This window comes from Pseudomonas sp. MM213 (genome assembly GCF_020423045.1).
Taxonomy (GTDB): Bacteria; Pseudomonadota; Gammaproteobacteria; order Pseudomonadales; family Pseudomonadaceae; genus Aquipseudomonas; species Aquipseudomonas migulae.
Map to the genome: position 1 here is coordinate 6,650,266 of NZ_CP081943.1, position 11,716 is coordinate 6,661,981.

The 11,716-nt window shown below is 60.3% G+C and carries 7 protein-coding genes; 5 read left to right on the plus strand and 2 right to left on the minus strand.

Going from position 1 to position 11,716, the window contains the following annotated elements; all coding sequences use genetic code 11:
- Nucleotides 1–86 precede the first annotated feature (86 nt).
- The 3 genes from acnD (at nucleotide 87) to prpD (ending at nucleotide 5,596) form a co-directional block, all read left to right on the plus strand.
- Complete coding sequence (gene acnD, locus K5R88_RS30295; RefSeq protein WP_226298874.1) at nucleotides 87–2,684, plus strand: Fe/S-dependent 2-methylisocitrate dehydratase AcnD; 2,598 nt, start codon at nucleotides 87–89, stop codon at nucleotides 2,682–2,684.
- Between the two features lie 56 nt (nucleotides 2,685–2,740).
- Nucleotides 2,741–3,931: a 2-methylaconitate cis-trans isomerase PrpF gene (gene prpF / locus K5R88_RS30300; protein ID WP_223452088.1), complete on the plus strand. Its 1,191-nt coding sequence runs from the start codon at nucleotides 2,741–2,743 to the stop codon at nucleotides 3,929–3,931.
- A gap of 180 nt (nucleotides 3,932–4,111) precedes the next feature.
- Nucleotides 4,112–5,596, plus strand: coding sequence for a 2-methylcitrate dehydratase (gene prpD / locus K5R88_RS30305; RefSeq protein ID WP_226298875.1), 1,485 nt, complete (start codon nucleotides 4,112–4,114; stop codon nucleotides 5,594–5,596).
- Nucleotides 5,597–5,669: 73 nt separating this feature from the next.
- Here the strand turns inward: prpD and K5R88_RS30310 are convergent, their stop codons facing one another.
- Nucleotides 5,670–6,608 carry a DMT family transporter gene (locus tag K5R88_RS30310; protein ID WP_226298876.1) on the minus strand — a complete coding sequence of 313 codons (939 nt, stop codon included), beginning with the start codon at nucleotides 6,606–6,608 and terminating at the stop codon, nucleotides 5,670–5,672.
- A gap of 94 nt (nucleotides 6,609–6,702) precedes the next feature.
- Here K5R88_RS30310 and K5R88_RS30315 point away from each other — a divergent pair, with 94 nt between their 5' ends.
- The gene (locus K5R88_RS30315; protein ID WP_226298877.1) at nucleotides 6,703–8,112 is read left to right on the plus strand and encodes an aminotransferase-like domain-containing protein; all 1,410 of its coding nucleotides are present in this window, start codon (nucleotides 6,703–6,705) and stop codon (nucleotides 8,110–8,112) included.
- 106 nt (nucleotides 8,113–8,218) lie between these two features.
- Here K5R88_RS30315 and ppsR read toward each other — a convergent pair whose 3' ends face one another.
- Nucleotides 8,219–9,037, minus strand: a complete 819-nt coding sequence (ppsR, locus tag K5R88_RS30320; protein WP_008027418.1) for a posphoenolpyruvate synthetase regulatory kinase/phosphorylase PpsR — start codon at nucleotides 9,035–9,037, stop codon at nucleotides 8,219–8,221.
- A gap of 174 nt (nucleotides 9,038–9,211) precedes the next feature.
- On the opposite strand from ppsR, the gene ppsA reads away from it, so the two are divergent.
- Nucleotides 9,212–11,587, plus strand: coding sequence for a phosphoenolpyruvate synthase (gene ppsA, locus K5R88_RS30325; RefSeq protein ID WP_008027416.1), 2,376 nt, complete (start codon nucleotides 9,212–9,214; stop codon nucleotides 11,585–11,587).
- Nucleotides 11,588–11,716 lie beyond the last annotated feature (129 nt).

Here is an 11,716-nt window from a genome sequence, read left to right on the forward strand (position 1 = left end):
AAGCTTCGCTCCTACAGGGGGGCGGTTTTCCAATCAAATTCTGGTGCCGCCCCGCCTTTTGTTATTACCGTGACCGAGTCCTGACGATGAACACTGAATTCCGTAAACCGCTGCCCGGCAGCCATCTGGATTATTTCGACGTCCGTGCGGCAGTCGAAGCCATCCAGCCCGGCGCCTATGACACTCTGCCGTACACCTCCCGCGTGCTGGCGGAAAACCTGGTGCGTCGCTGCGACCCGGCCACGCTCACCGAATCCCTGAAGCAATTCATCGAGCGCAAACGCGACCTCGACTTCCCGTGGTTTCCGGCTCGCGTGGTGTGCCACGACATCCTCGGCCAGACCGCATTGGTCGACCTCGCCGGCCTGCGTGACGCCATCGCTTTGCAAGGTGGCGACCCGGCGCAAGTGAACCCGGTGGTGCCGACGCAATTGATCGTCGATCACTCGCTGGCCGTTGAGCGCGGTGGCTTCGATCCACAGGCGTTCGAGAAGAACCGCGCCATCGAAGACCGTCGCAACGAAGACCGTTTCCACTTCATCAACTGGACCAAGAAGGCCTTCAAGAACGTTGACGTGATCCCGCCGGGCAACGGGATCATGCACCAGATCAACCTGGAGAAAATGTCTCCGGTGATTCAGGTGCGTGACGGCGTCGCGTTCCCTGACACCTGCGTCGGCACCGACAGCCACACCCCGCACGTCGATGCACTGGGCGTGATCGCTATCGGCGTCGGTGGCCTCGAAGCGGAAAGCGTGATGCTCGGCCGCGCATCGTGGATGCGCCTGCCGGAAAGCGTCGGCGTTGAACTGACCGGCAAGCTGCAACCAGGCATCACCGCCACCGACATGGTGCTGGCGCTGACCGAGTTCCTGCGCAAGCAAAAAGTCGTCGGCGCATGGCTGGAATTCTTCGGCGAAGGCGCTTCCGCGCTGACCCTCGGCGACCGCGCAACCATCTCCAACATGGCTCCTGAATACGGCGCCACGGCGGCGATGTTCTACATCGACCAGCAGACCATCGACTACCTCAAACTCACCGGCCGCGAAGACGAGCAGGTGCAGTTGGTCGAGAACTACGCCAAGACCACGGGCCTGTGGGCCGACAGCCTGAAGGGCGCGCAATACGAGCGTGGCTTGACCTTCAACCTGTCCTCGGTGGTGCGCAACATGGCCGGCCCGAGCAACCCGCACGCCCGTGTAGCGGTGTCGGATCTGGCGGCCAAAGGCATTTCCGGCCAGTGGGAAGATGTGCCCGGCCAGATGCCGGACGGCGCAGTCATCATCGCCGCCATCACCAGCTGCACCAACACCAGCAACCCGCGCAACGTGATCGCTGCCGGCCTGCTGGCGCGCAACGCCAACAAGCTCGGGTTGACCCGTAAGCCATGGGTCAAATCGTCCCTGGCACCGGGCTCGAAAACCGTGGCGTTGTACCTCGATGAGGCGGGCCTGACTGACGAACTGGAACAACTCGGTTTCGGCGTCGTGGCTTTCGCTTGCACCACTTGCAACGGCATGTCCGGCGCGCTCGATCCGGTGATCCAGCAAGAGATCATCGACCGTGACCTGTATGCCACGGCCGTGCTCTCCGGCAACCGTAACTTCGATGGCCGGATTCACCCGTACGCCAAGCAAGCATTCCTCGCTTCGCCGCCGTTGGTGGTCGCGTACGCCATCGCCGGTACCATCCGTTTCGACATCGAAAAAGATGTGCTGGGCCTGGATGCGAATGGCAAGGAAATCCGCCTGAAAGACATCTGGCCGAGCGATGAAGAAATCGATGCGGTGGTGAAAGCCTCGGTGAAGCCGGAGCAGTTCCGTCAGGTCTACATTCCGATGTTCGCCATCCACGAAGACACCGGCCCGAAAGTCTCGCCGCTGTACGACTGGCGCGAGATGAGCACCTACATCCGCCGTCCGCCGTACTGGGAAGGTGCGCTGGCCGGCGCGCGTCCGCTCAAGGGCATGCGCCCGCTGGCGGTGCTGCCGGACAACATCACCACCGATCACCTGTCGCCGTCGAACGCGATCATGCTCGACAGCGCCGCCGGCGAATACCTGGCGAAAATGGGCTTGCCGGAAGAGGACTTCAACTCCTATGCCACGCACCGCGGTGACCACCTGACCGCGCAACGCGCCACCTTTGCCAACCCGAAACTGTTCAATGAAATGGTCCAGGAAAACGGCAAGGTCAAGCAGGGTTCGCTGGCCCGCGTCGAGCCGGAAGGCAAGGTCATGCGCATGTGGGAAGCCATCGAAACCTACATGGAGCGCAAGCAGCCGCTGATCATCATTGCCGGCGCCGACTACGGTCAGGGTTCGTCCCGCGACTGGGCGGCCAAAGGCGTGCGTCTGGCCGGTGTGGAAGCGATTGCCGCCGAAGGTTTCGAGCGCATCCACCGCACCAACCTGGTGGGCATGGGCGTGTTGCCGCTGGAGTTCAAGCCGGGCACCAACCGTCACACCCTGGCCATCGACGGCAGCGAAACCTACGACGTGATCGGTGAGCGTACGCCGCGCGCCGAGCTGACGCTGGTGATCCATCGCAAGAATGGCGAGCGCGTCGAGGTGCCGGTCACCTGTCGTCTCGACACCGCCGAAGAGGTGTCGATCTACGAGGCCGGTGGCGTGCTGCAACGCTTCGCCCAGGACTTCCTCGAAGAATCGGCCGTCGCCGTCTAAAACACGCTGTGCGGGCACGGAGTTTCAAATTCCGTGTCCGCTTTGAAGGAGCACCAATGGCTCACGCACCTCAAATCAAAATCCCCGCCACCTACATGCGTGGCGGCACCAGCAAAGGCGTGTTTTTCAGCCTGAAAGACTTGCCCGAAGCGGCGCAGGTTCCAGGCCCGGCGCGCGATGCCTTGTTGTTGCGGGTGATCGGCAGTCCCGACCCGTACGACAAGCAAATCGACGGCATGGGCGGCGCGACCTCCAGCACCAGCAAAACCGTGATCCTGTCGAAAAGCATCAAGGCTGATCACGACGTCGATTACCTGTTCGGCCAAGTCTCCATCGACAAACCTTTCGTCGACTGGAGCGGCAACTGCGGCAACCTGTCCGCAGCGGTCGGTTCGTTCGCCATCAGCAACGGTCTGGTCGATGCCAGCCGCATTCCGCACAACGGTGTGGCGGTGGTGCGCGTGTGGCAAGCCAATATTGGCAAGACCATCATCGCCCACGTGCCGATCACCAACGGTGAAGTGCAGGAAACCGGTGATTTCGAACTCGACGGCGTGACCTTTCCGGCGGCCGAAGTGCAGGTCGAATTCATGGACCCGGCGGCAGAAGAAGAGGGCGGCGGTGGTTCGATGTTTCCTACCGGCAATCTGGTGGATGACCTCGAAGTGCCCGGCGTCGGGACCTTCAAGGCGACCATGATCAATGCCGGCATTCCGACCATCTTCGTCAATGCCGAAGACATCGGTTACACCGGCACCGAGTTGCAGGGCGCCATCAACGGTGATCCGAAAGCGCTGGCGATGTTCGAGACCATTCGTGCGTATGGCGCGTTGCGCATGGGGCTGATTTCGAATCTGGATGAAGCGGCCAAACGTCAACACACGCCCAAGGTTGCCTTCGTGGCCAAACCGGCGGATTACGTTGCCTCCAGCGGTAAAGCGATTGCTGCGGGTGACGTCGACTTGCTGGTGCGTGCGTTGTCGATGGGCAAGTTGCACCACGCGATGATGGGGACTGCTGCGGTGGCTATCGGCACTGCTGCCGCCATTTCCGGCACGCTGGTAAACCTCGCTGCGGGCGGTATCGAACGTAACGCCGTGCGCTTCGGCCATCCGTCCGGCACGTTGCGTGTGGGTGCTGAAGCCAGCCAGGTGAACGGCGAGTGGACCGTCAACAAAGCCATCATGAGCCGCAGTGCGCGGGTGCTGATGGAAGGCTTCGTGCGGGTGCCGGGAGACTCCTTCTAACCCACACAACCCCTGTAGGAGCCGGCTTGCTGGCGATCCTGTCAACGCGGTCTGCCTGACATACCGAGTCGTCTGAATCGCCAGCAAGCCGGCTCCTACAGGGGCCGCATTTCAATTATAAGAATGTGATTTACCTGAACCGAGGTCCCATTAACGAACCACTTTACGAGTGAATCGAACATGAGCACCAACGTCGACCTGAACAACCGCCCCGACTACGACACGGTCCTGCAGGACATTGCCGACTACGTCCTCAACTTCAAAATCGAATCCAAAGAAGCCCTCGACACCGCCCGCAACTGCCTGATGGACACTTTGGGCTGCGGCCTCCTGGCCCTGCGCTTTCCCGAATGCACCAAGCACCTTGGCCCGATTGTCGAAGGCACCGTCGTGCCGTTCGGCGCTCGCGTGCCGGGCACCAACTACCGTCTCGACCCGGTCAAGGCCGCCTGGGACATCGGCTGCATCGTGCGCTGGCTCGACTACAACGACACCTGGCTCGCCGCCGAATGGGGACATCCCTCCGATAACCTCGGGGGCATTCTTGCGGTGGCCGATCACCTGTCGCAGAAGCGCCTGGCCAATGGCGATGCGCCGCTGACCGTTCGCGCCGTACTCGAAGCGATGATCATGGCCCACGAGATTCAAGGCGTGATTGCGCTGGAAAACTCCTTCAATCGTGTCGGCCTCGATCACGTCATCCTGGTGAAAGTTGCCTCGACCGCCGTCACCGCCAAACTCATGGGCGCCAATCGCGAGCAGATGCTGTCGGCGTTGTCCCATGCTTTCGCCGATGGTCAGGCGTTGCGCACGTATCGGCATGCACCGAATGCCGGGTCGCGCAAATCCTGGGCGGCGGGCGATGCCTCCAGCCGGGGCGTGCGTCTGGCCGACATCGCGATGCGTGGCGAGATGGGCATCCCCGGCGTATTGACCGCCAAACAGTGGGGCTTCTACGACGTATTGTTCAGTCACAGCAACAACGACCTGGCGCTCAAGCCTGAAGGCAAACGTGTGTTCAGTTTCTCCCGACCGTACGGCAGTTACGTGATGGAAAACGTGCTGTTCAAGATCAGCTTCCCGGCCGAATTCCACGCACAAACCGCCTGCGAAGCCGCCGTCACCTTGCACCCGCAAGTCAGGAATCGCCTGCACGAAATCGACAAAATCGTCATCACCACCCACGAGTCGGCGATCCGCATCATCTCCAAGGTCGGCCCGCTGGCCAATGCGGCGGACCGCGATCATTGCCTCCAATACATGGCCGCCGTGCCGTTGGCGTTCGGCAATCTGGTGGCCGAGCAATACGAAGACGAGTTCCACGCGGCGCACCCGATCATCGATGTGCTGCGCGAGAAAATGGTCATCGTCGAAGACCCTCGCTTCACCCGCGAATACCTGGAGGCTGACAAACGCTCTATCGCCAATGCGATTCAGGTGTTTTTCAAGGACGGCTCCAGCACCGAGAACGTGGTGGTGGAATACCCGATCGGCCATCGCCGTCGCCGCACCGACGGCATTCCGTTGCTGGAAGACAAGTTCAAAGCCAACCTGGCGACACGCTTCACCGGCCAGCGCAGTGCCGAGATTTTTGCCTTGTGCAAGGACCAGGCAGCGCTTGAAGCCACACCGGTGAACCGCTTCATGGACCTGTTCGTGATCTGACGGAACCCCTTGTAGGAGCCAGGCTTGCCGGCGAAGGCGTCCTTGAATACGCCTTCGCCGGCAAGCCTGGCTCCTACAGGTTCCGTGTCAGCCATTTTTCCAGCGGCAGTTTGGTGATCGCAAACCCGGTCAACAAAATCGCCGAATAGATCATCAACTCTCGCGAAAGGCTTTGCCCCTCGTACCACGCGCCGATGATCACCGCGAACACCGGAAAAATGATGAACACAAACGACAAAATGATCGGGCTCAACCGCTTGAGCAGCAAAAAATAAACGATAAACCCGCCCACCGACGCCACCAGTCCCAGGTAGAGCAGGGCGCCCCAGGAACGCAGGCTGATCCCATCGAACACCGGCGCTTCGACATTCAGCCCCGCGACAAACAGCATCAAGCCCGCAATGCCGATCGGCAGCGTGTTGTAGGTAATCACGCTGATCGCCGAGCCGTGTTTCTTGGTCACCACGTAACACAACGCATGCATCACCGCCGCGCAGAGAATCGCCAGCACGCCGAACAGTTCAGCGTGGTCCAGATGCAATCCCTGGCTGCGAATAATCATGAACAGACTGCCGAAGCCGATGGCAATGCCGAGCACTTGTGACGGGTAGATTTTTTCCCGCAGAAACAGCGCGGAAAACAGCAGGATGAACACCGGCATGCAACTGAACAACAGGGCCGTGAGCCCGGATGAAACATGCATCTCGCCGTAGTTGAGCAAGTAATACGGCAGGCTGAAATACGACAGCGTCACGAACAGGAAAAACCAGCGGCTTTCCTTGGGGAACATCAACGGCTCACGACGGATGAGGGCGAAAACAAGGAACAACGGAAAGGCGATCAGGAACCGCAGCCCGGCGGCCGTCAGCGGTGGCACCGTTTCAACCGCAATCTTGATCCCGAGCCATGTCGTTCCCCAGCTCAGGCACACGATCAGAAAAAGGACGCTGGTGATCAGCGCGGCTAACCAGGGTTTTCCAGTGCTTGAATTCGCGCTGAGAGCGATGGACATGATCGAGTTCCTTTTTTGTTGTCGGAATTGACCTGCATCTGCAAAAGGTCTATCCCTGATTGAACCTGCTTAAAGCACGCTATTCGGGACTGAAATGAGTGTCAAAGTAAGTATTGCCATGGTGTCAATCCTGCGCGACGGGCTCGTCAACGGACTGGGCGTGAAGTACAAGCGCCTGGCGGACGCCGTGGAAAAAGCGATCGTTGAAGGCGTGATCGAGCCCGGCTGCAAACTGCCACCGCATCGGCTGTTGGCCGACAGCCTCGGCGTGACCATCGGCACCGTCAGCCGTGCTTACGGCGAGCTCGAGCGCGTAGGACGGGTGGTCGCTCGCGTAGGAGATGGCACTTACGTGCGTCAGCGCGGGATGGAACGTCAGCGCGATGCTGGCTTTCGCAATGTCAGCGAAGAGCCGCAGGCATGTTTCGACATGAGCCGTAATCAACCGATTCCGGGGCAGGAAACACTGTTTTTAAGCCAGAGCTTGCAGGCGTTGGCGCTCGATCCCGATGCCTTGCAGAGCATCGGCGGCTACACCGCCGATGCCGGATCGCTACGCCATCGCGCGGCGGGCGTGCACTGGTTGCGGCACCTGCAATTTGTGCCGGACGCCGAGCAGGTCGTATGCGTGAACGGCGGCCAGCACGGTCTGTTGTGTGCCTTGATGGGGTTGCTCAAGGCGGGCGATACCGTGGTCACGGAACACCTGACTTACCCGGGGTTGATCAGCGTTGCACGCATGCTTGGGATCAAACTGATCGGCGTCGCGATGGATGACGAAGGGTTGATGCCGGATGCGCTGGAAGACGTTTGCCGCAACCATCGTGTGTCGGCGCTGTACTGCACGCCGACGATCCAGAATCCTACGGCGGCGGTGATGTCCGTCCCACGGCGAGAGGCGATTGCCGAGGTCTGTCGGCAGCACAATCTGCTGATCTTTGAGGATGAAGCCCACGCGGTGTTGGCTCGGCAGCGACCGTTGCCCTTGAGTTATTTCGCCCCGGAGCGCTCGGTGTTGATCGGCAGCCTGAGCAAAGCGGTTTCGGCGGGGTTGCGCGTCGGTTATCTGCATGCGCCGCAACCGTTGATCGGGCGCTTGAGCGCGGCGGTACGCGGAACGTGCTGGATGGCCAGTCCGTTGGCGCTGGAGGTGGCGAGCCTTTGGATCGGAAACGGTAGTGCGGCGCAGTTGCTGGCTCAACAGATTATCGAGATCGGCCGGCGCAAGGCGTTGGTCAGTGGGGTGTTGGAGGGCGTGGCATACAAAACCCATCCCGACAGCCCGCACTTTTGGATCGAAGTGCCCGAGCCATGGCGGGCGTCGCAGATTGCGGCGGAACTCAAGGAGAACAATTACCTGGTCGCCACCGCCGAGGCGTTTGCGGTCGGGCACGGGGCGGTGCCGCAGTTCATTCGGGCGAGTGTGTGTAATTCGGCGGGGGATGATGGATTGTTGATTCGAGGGTTTGAAGCGTTGGTCGAGGCATTAACAGAGACCGTGTAATCGTTCTTCGCGGGCAAGCCTCGCTCCTACAGTGGATTTGCGGCGTTCACAAAACCCCTGTGGGAGCGAGCCTGCTCGCGATGGCGGCCTGGCAGACGCTGAATAACTACTTGAACCGCCGCTCCACACCTTTCTCCACCAGAATCTTCGCCGAAATCTCTTCCACCGAAAAATGCGTGGAGTTGATGTGCGCAATATTCTCGCGGCGGAACAGGTTCTCCACTTCGCGCACTTCAAACTCGCACTGCGCGTAGCTCGAATAGCGGCTGTTGGGCTTGCGCTCGTTGCGGATCGCGGTCAGGCGGTCCGGGTCGATGGTCAGTCCGAACAACTTGTGCTGGTGGGCGCGCAGGGCGTTTGGCAGCGTCAGGCGCTCCATGTCGTCTTCGGTCAGCGGATAGTTGGCCGCGCGGATGCCGAATTGCATCGCCATGTACAGGCACGTCGGCGTCTTACCACAACGCGACACCCCCACTAGGATCAGGTCGGCCTTGTCGTAATAATGCGTGCGCGCACCGTCGTCGTTGTCGAGGGCGAAGTTCACCGCCTCGATGCGTTCCATGTAATTGGAGTTGCCACCGATAGAGTGAGACTTGCCGACAGTGTAGGAAGAATGCTCGGTCAGTTCCTGTTCAAGCGGTGCCAGGAAAGTCGAGAAAATGTCGATCATGAAACCATTGGACGTCGCGAGGATCTCACGAATGTCCTGGTTGACGATGGTGTCGAATATGATCGGCCGGAAGCCGTCGGTTTCGGCGGCCTTGTTGATTTGTTGTACCATGGCCCGCGCTTTATCCACGTTGTCGATGTACGGCCGCGTGAATTTGCTGAAGGTAATGTTTTCGAACTGCGCCAGGAGGCTTTGACCCAGGGTTTCGGCGGTAATGCCGGTGCCATCGGAGATAAAGAAAGCAGATCGTTTCATTTGCACCTTGGGCCTTAAGCTAGTGACGAATCTTGGATATGATAGGCGCGGTTTGCCGGCCTCTAGTGGCCCGCATTCTCACTTATTTTCCAGGTCCAGGCCATACAGCCGGCAAATGCTCCTTTCGAGCGCCGGCTTCTGAGCTTTTCCAACACAGTTAGTGGAGAGATCACCTTGGTAGAGTACGTAGTTTCCCTCGATAAGCTCGGCAAACACGATGTTGAGCATGTGGGGGGCAAGAACGCATCCCTGGGCGAGATGATCAGTAACCTTGCAGGTGCCGGTGTATCGGTGCCCGGTGGCTTCGCCACGACAGCTCAGGCTTATCGTGATTTTCTGGAACTGAGCGGCCTGAACGATCAGATCCACGCCGCCCTCGACGCCCTGGACGTCGATGATGTCAACGCCCTGGCCAAGACCGGCGCCCAGATCCGTCAATGGATCATGGAAGCCGAGTTCCCCGAGAAGCTCAACACCGAGATCCGCACCGCGTTCGCCACGCTGTCGGCCGGTAACCCTGACATGGCCGTGGCCGTGCGCTCTTCCGCTACCGCCGAAGACCTGCCGGACGCTTCCTTCGCCGGTCAGCAGGAAACCTTCCTGAACATCCGTGGTGTCGAAAACGTCATTCGCGCCGCCAAAGAGGTGTTCGCTTCGCTGTTCAACGACCGTGCGATCTCCTACCGCGTGCACCAGGGCTTCGACCACAAGCTGGTCGCCCTGTCGGCTGGCGTGCAGCGCATGGTCCGCTCCGAAACCGGCACCGCCGGCGTGATGTTCACCCTCGATACCGAATCGGGCTTCCGTGACGTGGTGTTCATCACCGGCGCCTACGGCCTGGGTGAAACCGTCGTACAAGGCGCGGTGAACCCGGATGAGTTCTACGTCCACAAAGGCACGCTGGCCGCCGGTCGTCCGGCCATCCTGCGTCGCAACCTGGGCAGCAAAGCCATCAAGATGATCTACGGCGAAGTCGCCACGGCCGGCAAGTCGGTCAAGACCATCGACGTCGACAAGGCCGATCGCGCACGTTTCTGCCTGAGCGACGCCGAAGTCAGCGAACTGGCCAAACAAGCGATGATCATCGAGAAGCACTACCAGTGCCCGATGGACATCGAATGGGCCAAAGACGGCGACGACGGCAAGCTCTACATCGTTCAGGCCCGTCCTGAAACCGTGAAGAGCCGCACCCAGGCCAACGTCATGGAACGTTACCTGTTGAAAGAAACCGGCACCGTGCTGGTTGAAGGTCGCGCCATCGGCCAGCGCATCGGTGCCGGCAAAGTGCGGATCATCAAGGACGTGTCCGAGATGGACAAAGTCCAGCCAGGCGACGTGCTGGTTTCCGACATGACCGACCCGGACTGGGAACCGGTCATGAAGCGCGCCAGCGCCATCGTCACCAACCGTGGCGGTCGTACCTGCCACGCGGCGATCATCGCTCGCGAACTGGGCATTCCGGCCGTGGTCGGTTGCGGCAACGCCACCCAACTGCTGAAAGACGGCCAGGGCGTGACCGTTTCCTGCGCGGAAGGCGACACCGGTTACATCTTCGAAGGTGAGCTGGGCTTCGACATCAAGAAGAACTCCGTGGATGCCATGCCGGATCTGCCGTTCAAGATCATGATGAACGTCGGCAACCCGGATCGCGCCTTCGACTTCGCGCAACTGCCGAACGCCGGTGTGGGCCTGGCCCGTCTGGAATTCATCATCAACCGCATGATCGGTGTGCACCCTAAAGCGCTGCTGAACTACGACGGCCTGCCGCAGGAAATCAAGGACAGCGTCGACAAGCGCATCGCCGGTTACAACGATCCGGTCGGCTTCTACGTCGAGAAACTGGTCGAAGGCATCAGCACACTGGCGGCTGCGTTTTATCCGAAAAAGGTCATCGTGCGTCTGTCGGACTTCAAGTCCAACGAATACGCGAACCTGATCGGCGGCAAGCTTTACGAGCCGGAAGAAGAAAACCCGATGCTGGGCTTCCGTGGCGCCTCGCGTTACATCAGCGAATCGTTCCGTGACTGCTTCGAGCTCGAGTGCCGCGCCCTCAAGCGTGTGCGCAACGAGATGGGCCTGACCAACGTTGAAATCATGGTGCCGTTCGTCCGTACCCTGGGCGAAGCGAGCCAGGTCGTCGACCTGCTGGCCGAAAACGGTCTGGCCCGTGGCGACAACGGTCTGCGCGTGATCATGATGTGCGAACTGCCGTCCAACGCGATTCTGGCGGAAGAATTCCTTGAGTTCTTCGACGGTTTCTCCATCGGCTCCAACGACCTGACTCAGCTGACGCTGGGCCTGGACCGTGACTCCGGGATCATCGCTCACCTGTTCGACGAGCGTAACCCTGCGGTCAAGAAGCTGCTGGCGAACGCCATTGCTGCGTGCAACAAGGCGGGCAAGTACATCGGTATCTGCGGTCAGGGGCCTTCGGACCACCCTGATCTGGCCAAGTGGCTGATGGAGCAGGGCATCGAAAGCGTTTCGTTGAACCCCGATTCCGTACTGGAAACCTGGTTCTTCCTGGCTGAAGGTCAAGCTTCGGCTTGATGGTGTGGGAACGGCTCGCTCACTGTAGGAGCAAGGCTTGCCCGCGATGGCGTCTTCAAAATCGCCATCGCCAGCAAGCTGTGCTCCTACAGGGGGCGGCCGTTTTAAGAGATTGAAGTAGGGCGGGCT

Excerpts from the sequence above, each read along its gene's own strand:
- acnD (WP_226298874.1), top strand. The coding sequence starts at position 87 with ATGAACACTGAATTCCGTAAACCGCTGCCCGGCAGCCATCTGGATTAT.
- prpF (WP_223452088.1), top strand. The coding sequence starts at position 2,741 with ATGGCTCACGCACCTCAAATCAAAATCCCCGCCACCTACATGCGTGGC.
- prpD (WP_226298875.1), top strand. The coding sequence starts at position 4,112 with ATGAGCACCAACGTCGACCTGAACAACCGCCCCGACTACGACACGGTC.
- K5R88_RS30310 (WP_226298876.1), bottom strand. The coding sequence starts at position 6,608 with ATGTCCATCGCTCTCAGCGCGAATTCAAGCACTGGAAAACCCTGGTTA.
- K5R88_RS30315 (WP_226298877.1), top strand. The coding sequence starts at position 6,703 with ATGAGTGTCAAAGTAAGTATTGCCATGGTGTCAATCCTGCGCGACGGG.
- ppsR (WP_008027418.1), bottom strand. The coding sequence starts at position 9,037 with ATGAAACGATCTGCTTTCTTTATCTCCGATGGCACCGGCATTACCGCC.